The 20,145-nt window shown below is 74.3% G+C and carries 20 protein-coding genes and 1 tRNA gene; 9 read left to right on the forward strand and 12 right to left on the reverse strand.

The annotated features are described in order from the left end of the window. Positions 1-88: 88 nt before the first annotated feature. The 6 genes from ACYVDA_RS00390 to dcd form a co-directional block, all read right to left on the reverse strand. Positions 89-1,159, reverse strand: a complete 1,071-nt coding sequence (locus ACYVDA_RS00390; RefSeq protein ID WP_460813625.1) for a siderophore-interacting protein — start codon at positions 1,157-1,159, stop codon at positions 89-91. After that, entirely contained in the window at positions 1,156-1,983 is an 828-nt protein-coding gene (locus ACYVDA_RS00395; protein WP_460813627.1) for an ABC transporter ATP-binding protein, read from the reverse strand. The genes ACYVDA_RS00390 and ACYVDA_RS00395 overlap by 4 nt, the downstream gene beginning before the upstream one ends. After that, complete coding sequence (locus tag ACYVDA_RS00400; RefSeq protein ID WP_460813629.1) at positions 1,980-3,038, reverse strand: FecCD family ABC transporter permease; 1,059 nt, start codon at positions 3,036-3,038, stop codon at positions 1,980-1,982. Before ACYVDA_RS00400 ends, ACYVDA_RS00395 begins: the two co-directional genes overlap by 4 nt. Continuing rightward, entirely contained in the window at positions 3,035-4,060 is a 1,026-nt protein-coding gene (locus tag ACYVDA_RS00405; RefSeq protein WP_460813632.1) for a FecCD family ABC transporter permease, read from the reverse strand. The genes ACYVDA_RS00400 and ACYVDA_RS00405 overlap by 4 nt, the downstream gene beginning before the upstream one ends. Next, complete coding sequence (locus ACYVDA_RS00410) at positions 4,057-5,094, reverse strand: iron-siderophore ABC transporter substrate-binding protein (protein ID WP_460813635.1); 1,038 nt, start codon at positions 5,092-5,094, stop codon at positions 4,057-4,059. The genes ACYVDA_RS00405 and ACYVDA_RS00410 overlap by 4 nt, the downstream gene beginning before the upstream one ends. 120 nt (positions 5,095-5,214) lie before the next feature. After that, on the reverse strand, positions 5,215-5,790 hold the full coding sequence (gene dcd, locus ACYVDA_RS00415; RefSeq protein WP_460813638.1) for a dCTP deaminase: 576 nt from the start codon (positions 5,788-5,790) through the stop codon (positions 5,215-5,217). Positions 5,791-5,844: 54 nt separating this feature from the next. Here dcd and ACYVDA_RS00420 point away from each other — a divergent pair, with 54 nt between their 5' ends. The 3 genes from ACYVDA_RS00420 (at position 5,845) to ACYVDA_RS00430 (ending at position 7,395) form a co-directional block, all read left to right on the forward strand. Beyond that, entirely contained in the window at positions 5,845-6,618 is a 774-nt protein-coding gene (locus ACYVDA_RS00420; protein ID WP_460813641.1) for an SGNH/GDSL hydrolase family protein, read from the forward strand. Positions 6,619-6,663: 45 nt separating this feature from the next. Beyond that, a tRNA-Gly gene (locus ACYVDA_RS00425) sits at positions 6,664-6,739 on the forward strand. Beyond that, positions 6,739-7,395, forward strand: a complete 657-nt coding sequence (locus ACYVDA_RS00430) for a DUF2461 domain-containing protein (RefSeq protein ID WP_460813644.1) — start codon at positions 6,739-6,741, stop codon at positions 7,393-7,395. Before ACYVDA_RS00425 ends, ACYVDA_RS00430 begins: the two co-directional genes overlap by 1 nt. 21 nt (positions 7,396-7,416) lie before the next feature. Here ACYVDA_RS00430 and ACYVDA_RS00435 read toward each other — a convergent pair whose 3' ends face one another. Together ACYVDA_RS00435 and ACYVDA_RS00440 are read right to left on the reverse strand one after the other, a co-directional pair. Next, on the reverse strand, positions 7,417-8,526 hold the full coding sequence (locus ACYVDA_RS00435) for a hypothetical protein (protein ID WP_460813648.1): 1,110 nt from the start codon (positions 8,524-8,526) through the stop codon (positions 7,417-7,419). A gap of 76 nt (positions 8,527-8,602) precedes the next feature. Further along, positions 8,603-9,061, reverse strand: coding sequence for an RrF2 family transcriptional regulator (locus tag ACYVDA_RS00440; RefSeq protein ID WP_460813652.1), 459 nt, complete (start codon positions 9,059-9,061; stop codon positions 8,603-8,605). Between the two features lie 288 nt (positions 9,062-9,349). Between ACYVDA_RS00440 and ACYVDA_RS00445 the strand changes: the two genes are divergently transcribed. From ACYVDA_RS00445 to ACYVDA_RS00460, 4 genes are all read left to right on the forward strand, one after another. Beyond that, complete coding sequence (locus ACYVDA_RS00445) at positions 9,350-11,227, forward strand: acyl-CoA dehydrogenase (protein WP_460813655.1); 1,878 nt, start codon at positions 9,350-9,352, stop codon at positions 11,225-11,227. A 157-nt stretch (positions 11,228-11,384) separates the two neighbouring features. Then, complete coding sequence (locus ACYVDA_RS00450; RefSeq protein WP_460813659.1) at positions 11,385-11,609, forward strand: DUF6458 family protein; 225 nt, start codon at positions 11,385-11,387, stop codon at positions 11,607-11,609. A gap of 82 nt (positions 11,610-11,691) precedes the next feature. Further along, positions 11,692-12,537, forward strand: a complete 846-nt coding sequence (locus tag ACYVDA_RS00455; RefSeq protein WP_460813661.1) for a maleylpyruvate isomerase family mycothiol-dependent enzyme — start codon at positions 11,692-11,694, stop codon at positions 12,535-12,537. Next, positions 12,534-13,052, forward strand: a complete 519-nt coding sequence (locus ACYVDA_RS00460) for a GNAT family N-acetyltransferase (protein WP_460813664.1) — start codon at positions 12,534-12,536, stop codon at positions 13,050-13,052. The genes ACYVDA_RS00455 and ACYVDA_RS00460 overlap by 4 nt, the downstream gene beginning before the upstream one ends. A gap of 2 nt (positions 13,053-13,054) precedes the next feature. Here the strand turns inward: ACYVDA_RS00460 and ACYVDA_RS00465 are convergent, their stop codons facing one another. Then, positions 13,055-13,675, reverse strand: coding sequence for a hypothetical protein (locus ACYVDA_RS00465; RefSeq protein ID WP_460813666.1), 621 nt, complete (start codon positions 13,673-13,675; stop codon positions 13,055-13,057). Positions 13,676-13,737: 62 nt separating this feature from the next. On the opposite strand from ACYVDA_RS00465, the gene ACYVDA_RS00470 reads away from it, so the two are divergent. Together ACYVDA_RS00470 and ACYVDA_RS00475 are read left to right on the forward strand one after the other, a co-directional pair. Then, on the forward strand, positions 13,738-15,228 hold the full coding sequence (locus ACYVDA_RS00470) for a carboxyl transferase domain-containing protein (protein ID WP_460813668.1): 1,491 nt from the start codon (positions 13,738-13,740) through the stop codon (positions 15,226-15,228). Between the two features lie 151 nt (positions 15,229-15,379). Beyond that, positions 15,380-16,381, forward strand: a complete 1,002-nt coding sequence (locus tag ACYVDA_RS00475; protein ID WP_460813673.1) for a hypothetical protein — start codon at positions 15,380-15,382, stop codon at positions 16,379-16,381. 43 nt (positions 16,382-16,424) lie between these two features. Here the strand turns inward: ACYVDA_RS00475 and ACYVDA_RS00480 are convergent, their stop codons facing one another. Genes ACYVDA_RS00480 through pdhA form a run of 3 tightly spaced genes read right to left on the reverse strand, consistent with a single transcriptional unit; the run spans position 16,425 to position 20,106 of the window. Further along, complete coding sequence (locus ACYVDA_RS00480) at positions 16,425-17,957, reverse strand: dihydrolipoamide acetyltransferase family protein (protein WP_460813677.1); 1,533 nt, start codon at positions 17,955-17,957, stop codon at positions 16,425-16,427. A 2-nt stretch (positions 17,958-17,959) separates the two neighbouring features. Beyond that, complete coding sequence (locus tag ACYVDA_RS00485) at positions 17,960-18,940, reverse strand: alpha-ketoacid dehydrogenase subunit beta (RefSeq protein ID WP_460813680.1); 981 nt, start codon at positions 18,938-18,940, stop codon at positions 17,960-17,962. Next, positions 18,937-20,106, reverse strand: coding sequence for a pyruvate dehydrogenase (acetyl-transferring) E1 component subunit alpha (gene pdhA / locus ACYVDA_RS00490; protein ID WP_460813683.1), 1,170 nt, complete (start codon positions 20,104-20,106; stop codon positions 18,937-18,939). The genes ACYVDA_RS00485 and pdhA overlap by 4 nt, the downstream gene beginning before the upstream one ends. Between the last annotated feature and the right edge of the window lie 39 nt (positions 20,107-20,145).

Consider the following 20,145-nt stretch of genomic DNA (forward strand, 5'->3'; position numbering starts at 1 on the left):
GGGCGCAGAACGCCTGCTCGACCGACCGAGCGGCGACCTGCACGGCGCCCGCAGCGCCGCAACCGACCGACGCGAGTCGACGCGCAGGTCAGCGCATGGCGACGCCGTCGCGCCAGTAGCCCATGAAGGCGACCTGGGCGCGGTCGAGCCCCAGCTCACCGACCAGGGACCGCCGCAGGGTGCGCACCATCCAGGACTCCCCCGCGATCCACGCGTAGACGTCGTCGAGACCTCGGCCACCCCCGGGTGGGACGACGACACCGGGGCCCGGGGTCAGGGCCTCACCGGCCGCGGAGAAGCGCGGCGTCTCCCACACGTCGGCCGGTGCCACTGGGAGGCGACCCTCGACCACCGGCGTGGTGGTGGCGGCGGTCAGACCCAGGTGGCGGCGTACGTCCTGCACCAGCTGCCGCCCCGGACCACCAGCGGTGACCGACCGGTGCACCCGCAGGTCGGGGTGCGGGGGCAGGGTCGCCAGGTCCGCCTCGTCCGCGACCTCGAGGAACACCTCACCGTGGTGCCCCGGCGGCAGGTCGGTGAGGATCCGCGCGACGGCCGGCACGGCGGTCGCGTCCCCGACCAGCAGCAGCCGCCTGCGCCCGGCCGGGTCGAACTCCGTGCCCCCGTAGGTGCCGTCGCGGTGCGGCACGACCACCTGGAGCCGGTCGCCGGGCCGCGCCGTCAGCGCCCACCGGCAGGCCGGTCCCGCGGGGTGCCCGGGCTGGTCGTCGTGCACCACCAGGTCGACGACGAGCCGGGTGCCGCCGGGAGTGCGGAGGACGTCGCGGACGGTGTAGGTCCGCACCGCCGGTCGTACGCCGACCGGCAGCCCCTGCACCGCGCCCCAGTAGTCCTCGACCCGCTCCGGGATCGCCGGAAGCACCTCCGACGGCCCGGGCAGGACCAGCTTGAAGCGGGTGTCGAACCCGTCCTCGCCGAGGTCGACCAGGGCCGGTCCGCCGAGGGCGACCCGCACGAACGACGGGGAGAGGCGCTCGACGCCCACGACCTCCACGTCGGCGACCAGCGCAGCCGGGCCCGCGACCGGCTCGACGGGCTCGACCGGCGACCCGCACAGCACCGCGGCCGAGGGAGCAGAGTCGACGGCGGCGCGCACGGACCCGACCCAGGCGCCGGTCGACGACCGGGGGGCGCTCACGTGGGGACCCCGGTGCGGGTCCGGCCGATCGGCACCACCAGCGGGGTGCCCGTCACCGGGTCGGGAACGACGCGGCACGCCAGGCCGAGCACCTCGTGCACGGTCGCCTCGGTGAGGACGGCGGCCGGCGGCCCCTCGGCGACGACGCGGCCCGCGCGGAGGGCGACCAGGTGGTCGGCGTACCGGGCGGCGAGGTTGAGGTCGTGCAGCACCATCACCACCGTGGTGCCGCGGCGACGGTTCAGGGCGGCCAGCAGGTCGAGGACCTCGAGCTGGTGGGCCAGGTCGAGGAACGTCGTCGGCTCGTCGAGCAGCAGCAGGTCGGTGTCCTGGGCCAGCGCCATCGCGATCCAGGCCCGCTGGCGTTGCCCGCCCGACAGCTCGTCGACCGGTCGGTCGGCGAGGTCGAGGGTCCCGGTCGCCTCGAGCGCCGCGGCCACCGCCTCCTCGTCGGCCCGCGACCAGCGCCGGAAGGCGCCCTGGTGGGGGTGCCTTCCGCGCCCGACCAGGTCGACCACGGTGACGCCCTCGGGCGTGACGGGGTCCTGGGGCAGCAGGCCCAGCGTGCGGGCCACCTGGCGCGACGACAGGGACGCGATCGCGGCACCGTCGAGCAGCACGCTCCCGCCGGCAGGACGCATCAGCCGGGCGAGGCCGCGCAGGAGCGTGGACTTGCCGCACGCGTTGGCCCCGACGACCACGGTGGTCCGCCCGTCGGGCACCTCGAGGTCGAGCCGGTCGACGACCGCGCGATCGCCGTAGGCCAGGGTCACCCCGCGGGCGCTCAGCCGTGCTGGGGGACGAGGGTGGGTGGTGACGGTCATCGGCTCCTCCGGGAGGCTCGGCCCGTGGCCAGCAGCCACAGCAGGAAGGGGGCCCCGACGGCGCCCGTCACGACGCCGACGGGGAAGTTCACGCCCGGCACGGCGTACGCCGCGAGGTGGTCCGCCGCGACCACCACCACGGCACCGACCAGCGCGGCGCCGACCAGGGTGACCCGGCCGCCGTTGAGCGCCCGGGCGATCGGGCCGGCCAGGAACGATACGAAGGCGACCGGACCGGCGGCCGCGACCGCCACGCCGACCAGCAGCACGGCCACGAGCAGGAGCAGGTCGGCGTGCCGCGGGGTGACGCCGAGCCCGGCCGCGGAGTCGGGTCCCAGCTCCGCGGCCCGCGCCGACCGCGACAGCGCCGCCACCACGGGGAGCAGGAGCGCGAGCAGCACGGCGAGCAGGCCGATGCTGCCCCAGGCGACGCCGTTCAGGCTGCCGGTCAGCCAGCGCAGGACGAGCTGGGTGTCCCACTCGTCGGCGCGGGTGAAGAGGTACTGCACGACCGAGACCAGCGCCGCGCTGGTCCCCACCCCGACCAGGACCAGGCGGGCGCCCGTGCCGCCACCGGCCTGCCAGCGCACCAGCAGCGCCGTGCCGACCGCGCCCAGCACGGCGGCCAGGGCCAGGCCGACGCCCCGCTGGTCGAGGACGACGACCGCCCACACCGCCGCCGCGCTCGCGCCGGCACCCACCCCGATCACGTCGGGGCTGGCCAGCGGGTTGCGCAGAGTGGTCTGGAAGATCGCCCCGGCCAGCCCGAGGGCGGCCCCGACCAGGACGCCGAGGACGGCGCGGGGCAGCTTGCTCTCGAGGAGGACGTACGCCGCCCCGGGAACGTCCTCGCCGGAGAGGATCCGGACCACGTCGGGCAGCGTCACGACGTAGTCGCCCAGGCTGATCCGCACCAGGAACGCCGTGACCAGCAGCACCGACAGCCCGCCGACCACGAGCCGGGCCCGGCGGGCGGGACCACGACGGGCCCGCCGCACGACGGCCCGGGCGTCGACGGGAGCCGGGCGCGGCGGCGCCAGGAGCGACCCGCTCACAGCGCAGCCCACCGGCCGCGGCGCACCAGCCGCAGGAACACCGGCGCCCCGAGGACCGCGGTCATGATGCCCACCTGCACCTCCGACGGCGGCAGCACCAGGCGACCGACCACGTCGGCGGCCACGACCAGCACGGCACCCCAGCCCAGGCACAGCGGGAGCACCCGGCGGTGGTCCGGACCCACGACGGCGCGCACGCCGTGCGGGACCAGCAGACCCACGAAGGCGATCGGGCCGGCCAGCGCCACCGCGGTCCCGGCGAGCAGGACCGACGCTGCGCCGACCACGAGGCGGTCGCGACCCACGCGCCGGCCCAGGCCCCGGGCGAGGTCGTCGCCCAGGGCCAGCGCGTCGAGGGCGCGGGACGAGCCGAGCGCCAGCAGCACCCCGACCAGGAGGAACGGCAGCCCGACGAGCAGCACGTCGCTGCCGCGCCCGGCCACGGTGCCGACCTGCCAGAGGCGGAACGACTCGATGGTCCGCCGGTCGGTCAGCAGCACCGCCGAGATCCAGCTCGACCCCGCGGCGGTGAGGGCGGCGCCCGTGATCGCGACCTTGACCGGCGTCGCCCCGCCCCGCCCGAGCGAGGCCACGAGGTGCACCAGGACCAGGGCGGCCGCCGCGCCGCCGAAGGCGAACCAGACGTACGCCGACAGCGAGGACACCCCGAGCACCGAGATGGCCAGGACCATCGCCAGCGACGCCCCGGCGTTCACCCCCAGGATCGAGGGGTCGGCCAGCGGGTTGCGCGTCAGGCCCTGCATCAGCGCGCCGGCCAGGCCCAGGGCGGCTCCGACCGCCAGCCCGAGCAGGGTGCGGTCGAGCCGGACCGCGGCCACGTCGTGCAGTGGGTGGTCGGCGTGGAGCAGGGCGTCCGGGGCGATCCAGCGCGACCCCAGGAGCACCGAGGCGACCGACACCGCGGCGAGCGCCATGAGCAGGACCAGGGCCCGGGTGGTGCCTCGGGACGCTCCCGAGCCCGCGGTCCGCCGCTCGACCTCGGTGGCCAGGCCGGCGCTCACGAGCCCTGGACCGCCGCGGAGACCTCGGGCACGAAGTCGTCGAGGATCGTCGGGATCGACAGCGGGGTCGGGTTGGTGACCGCGAGGGCGGTCGGCTTGTCGACCTCGGCGTACGCGTGGCCGGTGACGATCGCCGGCACCTTCCCGATCAGGCGGTCCCGGGCGAAGGTGCGCAGGTCGCGGGCGTTCTCGGCCCAGGTCAAGAACACGTCCGAGCGCAGCTCGGGCGCCCGCTCGGCGGAGACGGTGCTGTAGAACTGCCCCGGCTTGACCGCCTTCGCGACCGCGGGGGCGTCGACGAGGCCGAGGTCGTGCATGAAGGACACGCGCGGGTCCTGCGGGGAGTAGATCCCGATGCTGGACAGGTCGGTCGTGGCGACGTAGCCGAAGATCATCGAGGCGCCCTGCAGCTCGGGGTGCTCCCGCCGGGCCTCGTCGATCTCCTCCTGGGTCTCGGCGGCGACCTTCTCGGCCTCGGTCGTGCGGCCCAGCGCCTTGCCGACCGTGGCCAGCGACGTGCGCCACGGGGTCGCCCAGGGCGACTTCGGGTAGATCACGACGGGCGCGATCTTGCTGAGCTTGTCGTACTCCGCCTCGGTCAGGCCGGAGTTCGTGGCCAGGATGACGTCCGGGCGGACCCGGGCGACGTCCTCGAGCGGGGCGCCGTCGGCGTCGTCGTACCTGACCGGGGGCTTCGCACCGAGCTCCTCGACCTCCTCGTCGAACCAGTCCGAGGACCCGGCGGCGTTGCCGCCCCAGGTCATCCTGGTCGCCCCGACCGGCACCACGCCCAGGGCCAGGGCGTTGTCCTGGTCGCTCCAGCCGAGGGTCGCGACCCGCGTGGGCTCCCGCTCGATCGTGGTCGAGCCGAACGCGTGCTCGATGGTCACCGGGAAGGCGTCGGCGTCGACCTCGGTGGCCGCCCGCTCGGCGGTGCCGCCCCCGTCCGCGGACCCGCCGGACCCGGTCGGGCCCGTCGAGCAGGCGGCGGTGAGCAGGACCAGGGGCAGGGCGGCGATGAGCAGTCGCTTCATGGGGACCTCGTGAAGTTAGGTGAGCCTTAGTAAGGCGAGCCTAACCTAAATAGAGGTCCGTGGGGCAAGGGCCATCCACGCCTCCGCCAGGGCCCGGTGCCCGTCGGCCCCGGGGACGCCTCAGATCCGGGTGCGGTGGAAGTTCGCGTAGGAGCGCGACGGGGTGGGGCCGCGCTGACCCTGGTAGCGCGAGCCGTACTTCTCCGAGCCGTAGGGGTGCTCGGCCGGCGAGGTCAGCCGGAAGAAGCACAGCTGGCCGATCTTCATGCCGGGGTAGAGCTTGATCGGCAGGGTCGCGACGTTGGCCAGCTCGAGGGTGACGTGACCGCTGAACCCGGGGTCCACGAAGCCGGCCGTGGCGTGGGTGAGCAGCCCGAGGCGGCCGAGGGAGGACTTGCCCTCGACGCGGGCGGCGATGTCGTCCGGCAGCGAGACGACCTCGTACGTCGACCCCAGCACGAACTCGCCCGGGTGCAGGATGAACGGCTCGTCCCCCGCGGCCTCGACGACCCGGGTCAGGTCGGACTGGTCCTCGGCCGGGTCGATGTGGGGGTAGCGGTGGTTCTCGAAGACCCGGAAGTAGCGATCCAGGCGGAAGTCGATGCTCGAGGGCTGGATCATCTCCGGCTCGTAGGGCTCGAGGGCGATGCGGTTCGCCTCGATCTCGGCGCGGATGTCGCGGTCGGAGAGCAGCACGCGGTCAACCTACCCCGCGCAGACGGCCCCGCCCGGGCGGACGAGAATGGGTCCGTGAGCTGGTCCCGCTACGTCGCCCTGGGCGACTCCTTCACCGAGGGCGTCGGCGACCCCGACCCCGCCCGCCCCCACGGCCTGCGCGGCTGGGCCGACCGGGTCGCGGAGGTGCTCGGCGAGCAGCACGACGACCCGTCGTCCTTCGGCTACGCCAACCTCGCGATCCGCGGCCGCAAGCTGCTCCCGATCCTCGCGGAGCAGGTCGAGCCCGCCCTCGCCCTGGCGCCCGACCTGGTCACGATCCACGCCGGCGCCAACGACGTGCTGCGGCCGCGGGTCGACCTCGACGGGCTCGCGGCGGCGTACGACGGGGCGATCGGGCGGCTGCGCGCCACCGGCGCCGACGTCGTGATGTTCACCATCGCCGACCCCGGACCCTCGGGCCTGTACGCCGCCCTCCGCGGCCGGATGGCGATCTTCAACGAGCACGTCCGCGAGATCGTCGACCGGCACGGGTGCCTGCTCGTGGACCCGTGGCGGATGCGGGAGGGGCCGGTGGCCGAGCTGATCGACACCGACCGGATGCACCTGAACTCCGTGGGCCACCAGCACGTCGCGTTCGCCGTCCTCGACGTGCTCGGCGTCGCCCACGCCACCCCCCGGCTCGAACGGCGGCCCCTGCCGGTCCGGAGCCGCGCGGAGCAGCTGCGCGCCGACGCGACCTGGACGCGCGAGTTCCTCGGCCCCTGGGTGCACCGCCGCCTGACCGGTCGATCCTCCGGCGACGGACTCACCCCACGCCGACCCGACCTGGCCCCCATCGCCCCCTGAGGGTCGGGTAACATCCTGCCCGCAGGGTGCAGCACGGCCCCGCAGGCGGATGTAGCTCAGCTGGTAGAGCGCGACCTTCCCAAGGTCGATGTCGCGAGTTCGAATCTCGTCATCCGCTCCATGGTCCCTCCCGACGTCCCGTTCGCGGGTTTCCCCGAGGCCGCGCTCGACTTCTACGACGACCTCGAGCTCGACAACACCCGGACGTTCTGGGAGTCCCACAAGCACGTGTACGACGAGCACGTGCGTGCCCCGATGCTGGCGCTGACCGCCGCGCTCACCGAGGAGTTCGGGGCCGCCAAGGTCTACCGCCCCTACCGCGACGTGCGCTTCTCCAAGGACAAGACGCCCTACAAGACCCACCAGGGCGCGATCGTCAACGTCGCGCCGGCCACCGGGTTCTACGTGCAGGTCGCGGCGCCGGGGGTCCGCGTGGGCGGCGGTTTCTACCACGCCGCCGGGCCCGACCTGGCCCGGATCAGGACCGCCATCGACCTCGACCACTCCGGCCGCGAGCTCGCGCGGATCCTGGCCGACCTCGAGGCCGCCGGCTTCGAGACCAGCGGCGAGAAGCTCAAGACCACCCCGCGCGGCTGGTCCGCTGACCACCCCCGGATCGAGCTGCTGCGCCACAAGTCGCTGTTCTCGGGACGCTCCTACGGCTTCGAGCCGGTCGTGCACACCCCCGAGCTCCTCGACCGGGTCCGCGAGGACTGGCGCCGCCTCCGACCCCTCGTCGACTGGCTCGCCGCCCGGGTCGAGCAGCTCCCCGGCTGACCCGCGCGACCGACGAGACCCTCAGTCCAGGGCGCGCAGGCGGCGCTTGAGCTTGCGGCGCGTGCGGTCCAGGCGGTCACGGTCGGCCTCGACCACGGCGAGCTGCTCCCGCAGGCGGGTGTTCTCGGCGAGGGTCTCGGCCAGGCGGTCCACGGCCACGGCGAGCTGGTCGCGGCGGCTCGGCGCGGCCGGTGGGCGGGCGTCCGGGTCCACCGGGTCGAGCAGGTCGCCCACCGCCCCGCGGACGTCGTACGCCGGTGCGCCCGGGGCACCCAGGTCGCTCGCCCACCGCTCCACGAGCCGCCGCGCGCCCTCGGCGGCCGCGGTCGGGAGGACCGGGACGAGCGCACCGGCCTCGACCTCGGCCGTCCGCTCGAGGAGCTGCGTCGTGCTGCCGAGGGCCGGCGAGCCCGCGTCCGACCCGGGGTCGGCGGCGTGCACCCGGTTGACCCGACGCAGCACGGCGGCGCCGGCCGGGTCGGCCGGCGCGGGGAGTGTGGCCGGCAGCTCGGCCGGGGGCAGCCCGGTCAGCTCGACCACCCGCGCCCAGGTCGCCCCCGGGTCGCGACCGGCGACCACGTGCAGCCGCTCGGCGTGCAGCGTCCAGCCCCACCGGGCCAGCACCGCGGGCAGGTCGTGGCCGGCCCGGAAGTCCTCGGCCTGGCGGTGGGGTCCGGCTCCCCCGGGCTCGGCGAGGACCCGCTCGGCGTACTTCTCCCAGCCGGTGGTCGCGCCGGCACGCAGCTGGCCGAGCCAGGCGCCGAGGAGCTGGGCGGCCAACGGCTCGACCCCGAGGACGAGGTGCACCTCGACGCCGCGCAGGGGATCCAGCGCCAGCCGGACCTCGTCCTGCCCGGCCGCGGCGAGGTCGGGCGTGGAGAGCACGGAGACCCCCTTGTGGTCCCAGACGCGCGCGCAGACCCGGGCCCAGGTCCCCGCGACGTCGCGCCGACCGGGGGACGTGCCCGTCCGCAGCAGCTCGCAGGTGGCCGCCTCCGCCTCCGCGGTGGTCGCCGCCACCAGGATCCCCTGGCGGTCGAGCGCCTCGGCGTGGGCGGCGAGGGAGGCCGGGACCACCGGCCGGGCGGCCTGGGGCAGGCCGAGGTGCCAGATCAGGGTGCGTCGAGCCATGCCCGCAGCGTGGCGGGCCCGGGAGACGACGCGGTGAACAGCCGGTGACGGGCGGGTCGGGCGGTCCTGATCGGGATCAGTGCGGCTGCCAGGCGTCCTGGTCCTGGGTGCGCGCCTCGACGTCGGGAGGCAGCGTCCCCACGGCCAGCGACTCCAGCGTGACGCTCTCGAAGACCTCGCGCAGGGCGCTGCGGGCGGCGATCCAGACGTGCTGGAGGACCGAGGCCGACTCGTTGTAGGTCACGGACTCCGGACGCAGCCCGTAGACGCTGACCAGCGGGCCGTCCACGGCCCGGATCACGTCGGCGACGGTGACGTCGGCGGCCTTCGCCGCGAGCCGCCACCCACCGGACTGGCCGCGCTGGCTGACCACGATGCCGGAGCGGCGCAGGTCGGCCAGGATCGCCTGGAGGAACCCGTGCGGGATCTCCTGGAGCCGGCCGAGCTCCTCGGCGCTGACCGGGCGCGCGTCGTCGCGCTGGGCGATGGCGATCAGGGCCCGGAGGGCGTAGTCGGCCTTGGCGGAGACGCGCATGGCCGCAAGTCTGTCAGATCGGTCGGCTTACCCGACCTGATCGACCTGCACGCCTTGCGGTCGTCCGGGGCGCGAGACGGCGCGCGTCTCGCCCCGGACGGCGTCCCGACGCGTTTCCCCCCATTCCACGGGGGTGTTGGGCCCCGATGTCCGCTGCACCACATCCGCGTCGATGTCCTTGCGTCCGGCCCGAGGTCGGCACATACTGTTTGTTACCGGCGAGTAGCACCACCTGCGGGGCAGCCCGCGACCGCCGCACTCCCTCTCTCGAGCCGAAGGTGCCCTGCTGTGAGTCACTACAAGAGCAACATGCGCGACATCGAGTTCAACCTCTTCGAGGTGCTCGGACGCGACGAGGTCCTGGGCCAGGGCCCGTTCGAGGCCATCGACGGCGAGACCGCCCGCTCCATCCTGAGCGAGGTCGAGCGCCTCTCCCGCGAGGAGCTGGCCGCGTCGTACGAGGACAGCGACCGCAACCCGCCCGTGTTCGACCCCGAGACCCACGAGGCTCCCCTGCCGGAGTCGTTCAAGAAGAGCTACCAGGCCTGGCAGGACGCGGAGTACTGGCGCCTGCAGCTGAGCGAGGAGCTCGGCGGCACCCCCGCCCCCTCCAGCCTGATCTGGGCCCTCGGCGAGATGGTGCTCGGCGCCAACGCCCCCATCTGGATGTACGGCGCCGGCCCGGCCTTCGCGGGCATCGTGCACCGCAACGGCAACGACCGCGACAAGCAGATCGCCCAGCACATCATCGACCGCGCGTGGAACACCTCGATGGTGCTCACCGAGCCCGACGCGGGCTCCGACGTCGGCGCCGGCCGCACCAAGGCCGTGCAGAACGAGGACGGCACCTGGAACATCACCGGGGTCAAGCGCTTCATCACCTCGGCCGAGTCCGACCTGTGCGAGAACGTCATCCACCTCGTCCTCGCCCGCCCCCAGGGCGTCGAGGGCAAGGGCGGCCCGGGCACCAAGGGCCTGAGCCTGTTCATCGTGCCGAAGTTCCACTTCGACCTCGAGACCGGTGAGCTGACCGGCGAGCGCAACGGCGCCTACGTCACCAACGTCGAGCACAAGATGGGCATCAAGGTCTCCAACACCTGCGAGCTCACCTTCGGCGACTCCGGCGTCGGAGGCGGCGAGGCGGCCCGCGGCTGGCTGCTCGGCGAGGTCCACGACGGCATCGCCCAGATGTTCCAGGTCATCGAGAACGCCCGGATGATGGTCGGCTCCAAGGCCATCGCCACGCTCTCGACCGGCTACCTCAACGCGCTGGAGTTCGCCAAGACCCGCGTGCAGGGCTCGGACCTGACCCAGGCGGCCGACAAGACGGCCCCCCGCGTCACGATCACCCACCACCCCGACGTGCGCCGCTCGCTGATGACGCAGAAGTCGTTCTCCGAGGCGATGCGCTCGCTGGTGCTCTACACCGCGTCGTGGCAGGACCGCGTGCAGATGGCCGAGCACCGGGGCGAGAAGGACGAGCTCGCGATGCGGGTCAACGACCTGCTGCTGCCGATCGTCAAGGGCTACGGCTCGGAGCGCTCGTGGGTCCTCCTGGGCACCGAGTCGCTGCAGACCTTCGGCGGGTCGGGCTTCCTCCAGGAGTACCCCCTCGAGCAGTACGTCCGCGACGCCAAGATCGACACCCTCTACGAGGGCACCACCGCGATCCAGGGCCAGGACTTCTTCTTCCGCAAGATCGTCAAGGACCAGGCCGTCGCGCTGGGCCACCTGGCCGGCGAGATCGAGGCGTTCCTCGCGAGCGAGGCCGGCAACGGTCGCCTCAAGGTCGAGCGCGGCCTGCTGGCCAAGGGCCTCGAGGACGCCAACGCCCTGGTCGGTCACATGATCAACACGCTGATGAGCGCCGACGAGTCGGCCGAGGGCGGCGACATCCGCAACATCTACAAGGTCGGGCTGAACACCTCCCGCCTGCTGATGGTGCTCGGCGACGTCGTCTGCGCCTGGCTGCTGCTCAAGGGCGCCGACGTGGCCCTGCAGAAGCTCGGCGGGGAGGTCTCGGCCAAGGACAAGGCGTTCTACGAGGGCAAGGTCGCGGCGGCGCAGTTCTTCGCCCACCACAACCTGCCCAAGATCACCGCCGAGCTGGCCATCGCCGAGGCGACCGACCTGTCGCTGATGGACCTCGACGAGGCGTCCTTCTAGGACCTCCGCCGGGCGCCGTACGCCGTCCCACCTGCGCAGACCCGGCACCTCGGTGCCGGGTCTGTCGTTGTTCCATGCATGTCGCAACCGTTTCAGGGCACTATTCGTGTGCCGTCCCGGCCACCGCCACTCGGGCACCTACCGCAAGGAGCACCTCATGGGAATCGGACTCGGAATCGTCCTGCTGCTGATCGGGCTCGTCCTGGCGCTCGGCGCCATCAACCTCCCGCAGGCCGTCGACAACGTCGTGGCCACCGGCACCCTCGGCTGGATCCTGATCATCGTCGGCGCCCTGGCGATCGTGCTCGCGCTGGTGATGAACGCCCAGCGCTCGCGCTCGGTGACCCGCGTCGAGGACCGTCGGGTCGACCCCCGCCTCTGACCCTGCACCTCCTCCCTGCCGCCGACGCCCCGGCCGGTCCTGCTCGACCAGGACCGACCGGGGCGTCGTACGCTCCCGGACCATGAGCACTACCCCCTCGGGCGCCTCCGGACCCACCCCGACCGACGTCCTCGCCCGCCACGTGGCGACCTGGGAGCGGGCCTGTGCCGACCTCGTCGCCCTGGTCCGCGACCTCGCGCCGGGCGACGGCGACCGGGCCACCGACCTCCCCGGCTGGACCGTCCACGACGTCGTCGCGCACGTCGCGCACCTCGAGGCCGTCATCGCGGGCGGCCCGGAGGAGACCGTCGCGGTCCCCGACGCCGCCCACGTGCGCGGACCGATGGGCGTCTACTGCGAGCAGGGCGTGATCGCCCGGCGCGAGCGCACCCTGGCCGAGCTCGCCGACGAGATCGAGACGGTCGTCGCGACCCGGTCCGCGCAGCTGCGGGCCGACCCGCCCACGGACCCCGACGCCCCCGCCCCGCGCACCCCCGGTGGAGCGGGCTGGTCGAACGGCACGCTGCTGCGCAATCGGCCCTTCGACGTCTGGATCCACGAGCAGGACGTGCGCCGCGCCGTCGACCGCCCCGGCGGGTGGGGCACCCCCGCCGCCGCCCTCACCCTGGGCGTCCTGGCCGCCTCGCTGCCCTTCGTGGTCGGCAAGCGGCTCGGCGCCCCCGCCGGCACCACGGTGGAGCTCCTCGTCCCCGAGGCCGACCTCGTGGCGCGGGTGCGCACCGGGGACGACGGCCGGGCCGTCCCAGTGCCCGCTGGGCCCGCCGCCGACGTCACCGTGGCCCTGAGCGCCGAGGGCTTCCTGGTGCTCGGTGCGGGCCGACGCGACGCCTCGGTCGTGGACGCCGACGTCAAGGGCGACGAGGAGCTCGGCCGGCGCCTGCTCGCCTCGCTCGCGGTCACCCCGTGAGCGAGCTGCTGCGGCCGCTCCTGCCCACCGACGGGCAGGCCCTCGACGACGTGCTGGCCCTCAACGAGCGCCACGTCGAGCTCACCTCGCCCCTCTCCCGCGAGCGGCTCCTGCAGCTGGTGGGGTGGGCCGACCGGGCCTGCGTCGTCGACGTCGAGGGCTCCTTCGCCGGCTTCGTGCTGACCTTCGCCTCCGGGTCGGCGTACGACGGGGAGAACTTCGGCTGGTTCGGGCGGTGGAGCCGGGACCACCACCCGGGCGATCCCGACCTGGCCTACCTCGACCGGGTCGTGGTGCACGAGGACTTCCGGCGTCGCGGCCTCGCCTCGCAGGTGTACGACGAGCTCGAGTCGACGTGCGGGCGCTCGGTGATGACCCTCGAGGTCAACCTCGACCCGCCCAACGAGCCGTCGCTGGCCTTCCACCGCGGCCGCGGTTACGCCGAGGTCGGCCAGCGCGACTCCGGCGGCCACCTGGTCTCGCTGATGGCCAAGCCGCTCACCGGGCCGGCCTGAGCTCAGCCGACCACGCGCAGCACGACCTGGCCGGCGGGGTAGCGCACGCCCGGCCGGAAGTGACGCGTGTACGCCGCCGCGAGCGCGGCCAGGTCCCCGGGCGCCAGCTTGATGCACCCGTAGGAGCGGTAGTCGTCGATCTTCGGCACCTCCCAGCGGCACGGCTGGTCGCCGGGGCGGTCGGGGCACTGCACGTTGCCGGCCCCCTGCTCGGTGTGGATGAAGAGCGCCGTGCGCATGGTGCCGTTGGCGCAGGCGTGGTCGTCGACGCGGAAGGCCCGACCCTTGATCACGCTGCCGGGGTAGTCGGCGTACTCCCGCACGCGGTAGGTGCCGTTGGGCAGCCACCCGCGGTTGCGGTAGCAGGCGTTACGCCCCGCACGACCGCCCAGGCCCGAGCCGGCCCGCCAGGACAGGGTCTCCGCGACCTGCCAGGTCCCACCCGGGCGCAGCGTGCTGAGCCGCCAGACCAGGCGGGAGCGGTGCGGGGAGCGCTGGTTCTTCTCGAAGGTGATCACCGCCCGCCACGAGGTGCCGTCGGCCTGACCGGGAGCGGCGACCAGGACGGGGACCCCGAGGGCCAGCAGCGTGGCGGTCATCGCGAGGACGAGGCGGCGGATCACCTCGCGAGCGTAGGCCCGCCGGTCGGGGTCGCGCGGTGGCTACCGATCGGTAACCTCTGCCCATGACGGCACCCCGCCCGCGGCTCGGCGCACGCGACCTGATCGACCTCGTCCTCGACGACGGCTCCTGGACCGGCTGGGACGAGACCCCGTCGCGCGACGGCGCGGGTGAGGACTACCTGGACTCGCTCGAGCGGGCCGCGGAGAAGGCCGGCACCGACGAGTCGGTCCTCACCGGCGAGGGCACCCTGCGCGGCCGCCGCGTGGCCGTGGTCGCCGGCGAGTTCGCGTTCCTGGCCGGGTCGATCGGCCGGGCCGCGGCCGACCGCCTGATCGCCGCGGTCACCCGCGCCACCGCCGAGGGCATCCCGCTGCTCGCCGCCCCGACCAGCGGCGGCACCCGGATGCAGGAGGGCACCCCGGCGTTCGTCCAGATGATCCGGATCACCGCCGCCGTGGCCGCGCACAAGGCGGCCGGCCTGCCCTACCTGGTCTACCTGCGGCACCCCACGACCGGCGGGGTGATGGCCTCCTGGGGGTCGCTGGGCCACATCACGGTGGCCGAGCCGGGCGCGCTGGTCGGGTTCCTGGGCCCGCGGGTGTTCGAGGCGCTCTACGGCCGGCCCTTCCCCGAGGGCGTGCAGACCTCGGAGAACCTGTTCGCCCACGGCATCGTCGACGCGGTCGTCCCGCCCGAGGAGATCGGCGACGTGCTCGACCGGGCGCTGCGGATGCTCAGCCCCGGGGTGGTCGCGCCGGTGCCCGACCCGCCGGTCGAGGAGGTCGCGGACGTCGACGCGTGGGAGTCGATCACCCGGTCCAGGCGGGCCGAGCGACCCGGCGTACGACGGTTGCTGAAGTACGCCGCCACCGACGTCATCCCGCTCAACGGCACCGGCCAGGGCGAGTCGGACCCCGGGCTGCTGATCGCGCTCGTGCGCTTCGGCGACACCGCCTGCGTCCTCCTGGGCCAGGACCGGCGCGGCCAGACCAGCGCCCACCCGCTCGGCCCCGGCGCCCTGCGCGAGGCCCGGCGCGGGATGCGCCTGGCGGTCGAGCTCGCCCTGCCGCTGGTCACCGTCATCGACACCCCCGGCGCCGCGCTCTCGCCCGAGGCCGAGGAGGGCGGCCTCGCCGGGGAGATCGCGCGCTGCCTCTCCGACCTGGTCACCCTCCCCACGCCCACGCTGTGCCTGATGCTCGGCGAGGGCAACGGCGGCGGCGCGCTCGCCCTGCTGCCGGCCGACACGGTCGTGGCCGCCCAGCACGCCTGGCTCTCCCCCCTGCCACCGGAGGGCGCGAGCGCCATCGTCCACCGCGACACCGAGCACGCCCCCGACCTCGCCCGGTCCCAGCAGGTCCGTGCGCTCGACCTGCGCGCCCGCGGCGTCGTGGACCGCATCGTGACCGAGCACCCCGACGCCGCCGACGAGCCCGAGGCCTTCTGCCTCCGCGTCGGCGAGGTCCTGCGCCACGAGCTCAGCGTCCTCGCCACCCAGGACCCCACCACCCTCGTCGCCCGGCGCCCCGGGCGGTTCGCGGCCCTGGGGTAGGGGTCAGCGCGGCGAGTGGAACGTCAGCGTCGTGACAAGGGGCTCCTCGCGACGCTGACGTTCCACTCGAGGCCCGGGTGACCTCGCCGTCGTCCACAGGCGGCACCGTCCGTGGTCGACCGCCCGGTTCCCGGGCGCCATCCTCGATCTCGTGCCAGCGTCGCCCTTCCACCCCCGCTGCCCGGCCCCGCGCGGGCTCGTCGAGCCCCGGGCGGTCGACCCGCTCGGCCTCGCAGGACCGACCCCGGGGCAGGCGAGGGGCCCGGCCTGGCGGCGTACCTCCCCCCGGCTCTACGTGCCGTCGGACGTGGTCCGCACACCCGAGCAACGGATCCTCGAGCAAGCAGCCCGGCTGCCCCCGGGCGGTGCTGTCGGCGGGTGGTCAGCGCTGCGGCTGCACGGAGCGGCGTACTTCGACGGGGTCGACGAGGGCGGCGGCGCACGACCCGTGGTCCTCGTCGTGCCTCCCCACCTGGGCCTGAGAGGCACGGCGGACTCGGTCACCGTCCGGTGCGAGGTCGGTGGGAGCGAGATCGTGCGGAGGCACGGGATCCGCTGCGTGGGACCCGAGCGGGCCCTGACGGACGAGGCCGCAGCGGCTCGCGACCTCCGGGCGGCGGTGACGGTCCTGGACATGGGCCTCTCGGCCGGCGCCACCACCGCGCAGCAGGTCAGGGTGCACCTGTCGACACGACCGCGCATGCGCGGTGCCACCCAGGTCCGCCGGGCCCTGGCGCTGTGCGAGGACCGGGTGCTCTCCCCGCGCGAGACGTGGATGCGCCTGCTGTGGGTCCTCGACGCCGGCCTCCCGAGTCCGCGGTGCAACTGGCCGGTCGCCGACCTCGAGGGCCGACGCCTCGGGCGACCCGACCTGCTGAGCGAGGAGCTCGGCCTGGCCGGGGAGTACGACGGGGCGGAGCACCGCTCCCGCGCGCGTCACGGTCAGGACGTCCGGCGCGAGGCCGACTTCCGCGCCGCCGGGCTCGAGGTGGTCACCGTGGTCGCGACCGACGTGGCCCACCCGGACCGGGTCGTGGCGCGGCTCCGCGCGGCGGCGGAGCGGGCCACGGCGTCGCGAGGGCCGAGGGGATGGATGCTCGCGACCCGCGCGGCCCCGGTCTGGGGCACGAGTGGAACACCAGCGTCGTCATGAGCACCTCGCGACGACGCTGGTGTTCCACTCGTCGCCTCAGGCCTCAGAAGAGCAGGGCGGTGGCGGGGTCCTCGAGGATCGCGGCGACGTCGGCCAGGAACCGGCTGCCCTTCTCGCCGTCGACGTGGCGGTGGTCGAAGCTCAGGGCGAGCTGGGTGACCTGGCGCACCTCGATGGTGTCGACCCCGTCGCGGGTGACCACCCAGGGCTGCTTGCGGACGGCGCCGAAGCACAGGATCGCCGACTCCCCCGGGTTGATGATCGGGGTGCCCGCGTCGACGCCGAAGACCCCGACGTTGGTGATCGTGAAGGTGCCGCCCGCCATGTCGGCCGGCTGCGTGCGGCCCTCGCGGGCGGTGGCGGCGAGCTCGTTGATCGCACCGGCGAGGTCGGCGAGACCCAGCGCGTCGGCGTCCTTGACGTTGGGCACGACCAGCCCGCGCGGGGTGGCGGCGGCGATCCCGAGGTTGACGTAGCCCTTGTAGACGACCTCCTGCGCAGCCTCGTCCCAGAACGAGTTGATCTCGGGCACGCGGCGCATCGCGAGCAGGCAGGCCTTGGCCACGACCAGCAGCGGGGAGATCCGTACGTCGCGCAGCTCGCGACGCGCGCGCAGCCGCTCCACGAGCTCCATCGTGCGGGTGACGTCGACGGTGACCCACTCGGTGACGTGGGGGGCGCTGAAGGCCGAGTCGACCATCGCCTGCCCCATCATCTTGCGCACGCCCTTGATCGGCTCGCGCATCTCGCGGGCGCCCGACACCGGGCCCACCCCGGCGCGGCCGAGGTCGGCGTACGACGTGGGCATCCGGGGGCCCGGACCGGCGCCGTCGCCCTCGGGCACCGGCGTGCGTCCGGCCGGCGCCGAGGCGGCGCCCTGGACGTCCTCGCGGGTGACGATCCCGTCCGCACCGGACCCGCGCAACGACGTCAGGTCGACGCCGAGGTCACGGGCCAGCTTGCGCACCGGCGGCTTGGCGAGCACGCGCACCCGCTCGCCGGTCTGCGCCGCGGCCGGCACGAACGCCGTCGGGGGCTCGGCCGGGGCGGGGGCCTCGCGGGCCGGGACGGCGGGCTCGTCGGACTCCACGACCGGGTCCGACTGCGCCCCGCCCGGCGCGAACGCGCCCTGCAGCTGCATCTGGGTGGCCGCGCCCGCGTCCGAGGTCGGGGACGCCGACCCCCGGCGCGGTCGGCGCACGGGGCCGCGGTCGGCCTTGTTGCGGCCCACCAGGCTCTCGCCCTCGCCGCCGCCGCTGGCGGCCGGGTTGGACAGGTCCATCGTGCTCAGGTCCGCCGGCGCGGGGGACGCGGCCGGGGCGGCGTCCGCGGGGTCGCCGACCGAGATGATCGGGGTGCCGACGGGGACGGTCTCGCCCTCGGAGACGAGCAGGGCGAGCACCGTGCCGGCGTACGGCGAGGGCAGCTCGACCAGCGACTTGGCCGTCTCGATCTCGACGACCACGTCGTTGATCGCGACCACGTCGCCGACCTGGACCCGCCAGGACACGATCTCGGCCTCGGTGAGGCCCTCGCCGACGTCGGGCAGGAGGTACTGGGCGGGGGTCTGGGTCACGGTCAGAACTCCATCGAGCGGTCGACGGCGTCGAGCAGCCGGTCGAGGTCGGGCAGGAAGTCCTCCTCGATGCGGGAGGCGGGGTACGGCGTGTCGAAGCCACCCACCCGCAGCACCGGCGCCTCGAGGGAGAAGAAGCACTCCTCCTGCACGCGCGCGGCGATCTCGGCGCCCATGCCGAGGTTGACGTGGGCCTCGTGGCACACCACCAGCCGGCCGGTGCGACGCACCGACTCCAGCACCGGGCCCATGTCGAGCGGCGAGAGCGTGCGCAGGTCGATGACCTCGAGCGAGGTGCCGTCGGTCTCGGCGGCGCCCGCGGCGGCCATCGCGGTCTTCACGGTGGGGCCGTAGGCGACGACCGTCGCGTCGGTGCCCCGGCGCACGACCCGGCTGCGGAGGAGCGGCTCGGGGGTCGCGGTCTCGTCCAGGTCGGCCTTGTCGGCGTGGTACTGCCGCTTGGGCTCCAGGAAGATCACCGGGTCGTCGGAGGCGATCGCCTGCTGGATCATCCAGTAGCCGTCGACGGGGTTGGAGCAGGCCACCACCTTCAGGCCCGGGGTGTGCGCGAACTGCGCCTCGGGGCTCTCGGAGTGGTGCTCGACCGCGCCGATGCCGCCGCCGAACGGGATCCGGATGACCATCGGCATCGGGGAGCGACCCTTGGAGCGGTAGGTCATCTTCGCCACCTGCGTCACGATCTGGTCGTACGCCGGGTAGACGAAGCCGTCGAACTGGATCTCGACCACCGGGCGGTAGCCGCGCAGGGCCAGCCCGACCGCGGTGCCGACGATCCCGGACTCCGCCAGCGGGGAGTCGATGACGCGGTCCTCGCCGAAGTCCTTCTGGAGCCCGTCGGTGATCCGGAAGACGCCGCCGAGCTTGCCGACGTCCTCGCCCATGACCAGGACCTTGGGGTCGTCCTCCATGGCCTTGCGCAGCCCCATGTTGAGCCCCTTGGCCAGCGTGATCCTCGTGCTCATCGCGCGGCCTCCTCGAAGGTCGCGAGGTACGCCGCGTAGCCCTCGCGCTGGTCGCGCAGCTCCTCGGTCTCCTCGGAGAAGACGTGGTCGAAGATCGCCATCGGGGACGGGTCGGCCAGGGCCTTGCAGCCCTCGCGCAGGCGCACGCCGAGCTCGTCGGCCTCGGCCTTCACGGTCGCGATGAAGTCCTCGTCGTCGAGCAGGCCGTTGCGGCGCAGGTAGACCTCCAGCCGCGCGATCGGGTCCTTGAGCTTCCACCGCTCGACGTCGTCGCTGACCCGGTAGCGGGTCGGGTCGTCGGTGGTCGTGTGGGCGCCCATCCGGTAGGTGTAGGCCTCCACCAGGGTCGGCCCGCTGCCCTCGCGGGCCCGCTGGAGCGCGGCCTGGGTGACGGCGTACGTCGCCAGGACGTCGTTGCCGTCGACCCGCACGCCGGGGAACCCGAAGCCCAGCGCGCGCTGGTAGAGGGGGATCCGGCTCTGGCGCTCGATCGGCTCGGAGATCGCCCACTGGTTGTTCTGGCAGAAGAACACCACCGGGGCGTTGTAGGACGCGGCGAAGATGAAGGCCTCGTTGACGTCGCCCTGGCTGCTGGCCCCGTCGCCGAAGTGCGCGATCACGGCGGCGTCGCGGTCCGGGTCGCCGGTGCCGACGGCCCCGTCGCGCTGGATGCCCATCGCGTAGCCGGTGGCGTGCAGGGTCTGCGAGCCGATCACGATCGTGTAGAGCCCGAAGTTGTGGTCCTTCGGGTCCCAGGCGCCGTGGTCGACGCCGCGGAACAGGCCCAGCAGGTCGAGCGGGTCGACCCCGCGGCACCAGGCGACGCCGTGCTCGCGGTAGGTCGGGAAGACGTAGTCCTGGGGGCGCAGCGCGCGGCCGGCGCCGATCTGGGCGGCCTCCTGGCCGAGCAGCTGGGCCCAGATGCCGAGCTCGCCGTGGCGCTGGAGGGCGGTGGCCTCGGTGTCGACGCGCCGGGTCAGCACCATGTCGCGGTAGAACCCACGCAGCTGCTCGGCGCTGAAGTCGAGGTCGAAGGAGCCCGCCACGCTGTCGGGATCAGGGTGCACGCGCTCGCCCTCGGGGGTGAGCAGCTGGACCAGCTCGGGTCCGCCGTCGGCCTGGGACGGACCGAAGACCTCCGCGAGGTCGGGACCGAAATCGGGCATTCGTCACTCCTGTGTCCGGGCGGGAGCGGGGTCTCCGCA

Source organism: Nocardioides korecus, from assembly GCF_054778395.1.

What these genes read in the sequence shown, in the direction of transcription:
- ACYVDA_RS00395 (WP_460813627.1), bottom strand. Translation starts at nt 1,983, where the DNA reads ATGACCGTCACCACCCACCCTCGTCCCCCAGCACGGCTGAGCGCCCGC.
- ACYVDA_RS00410 (WP_460813635.1), bottom strand. Translation starts at nt 5,094, where the DNA reads ATGAAGCGACTGCTCATCGCCGCCCTGCCCCTGGTCCTGCTCACCGCC.
- ACYVDA_RS00430 (WP_460813644.1), top strand. Translation starts at nt 6,739, where the DNA reads ATGGTCCCTCCCGACGTCCCGTTCGCGGGTTTCCCCGAGGCCGCGCTC.
- ACYVDA_RS00435 (WP_460813648.1), bottom strand. Translation starts at nt 8,526, where the DNA reads ATGGCTCGACGCACCCTGATCTGGCACCTCGGCCTGCCCCAGGCCGCC.
- ACYVDA_RS00440 (WP_460813652.1), bottom strand. Translation starts at nt 9,061, where the DNA reads ATGCGCGTCTCCGCCAAGGCCGACTACGCCCTCCGGGCCCTGATCGCC.
- ACYVDA_RS00450 (WP_460813659.1), top strand. Translation starts at nt 11,385, where the DNA reads ATGGGAATCGGACTCGGAATCGTCCTGCTGCTGATCGGGCTCGTCCTG.
- ACYVDA_RS00455 (WP_460813661.1), top strand. Translation starts at nt 11,692, where the DNA reads ATGAGCACTACCCCCTCGGGCGCCTCCGGACCCACCCCGACCGACGTC.
- ACYVDA_RS00470 (WP_460813668.1), top strand. Translation starts at nt 13,738, where the DNA reads ATGACGGCACCCCGCCCGCGGCTCGGCGCACGCGACCTGATCGACCTC.
- ACYVDA_RS00485 (WP_460813680.1), bottom strand. Translation starts at nt 18,940, where the DNA reads ATGAGCACGAGGATCACGCTGGCCAAGGGGCTCAACATGGGGCTGCGC.
- pdhA (WP_460813683.1), bottom strand. Translation starts at nt 20,106, where the DNA reads ATGCCCGATTTCGGTCCCGACCTCGCGGAGGTCTTCGGTCCGTCCCAG.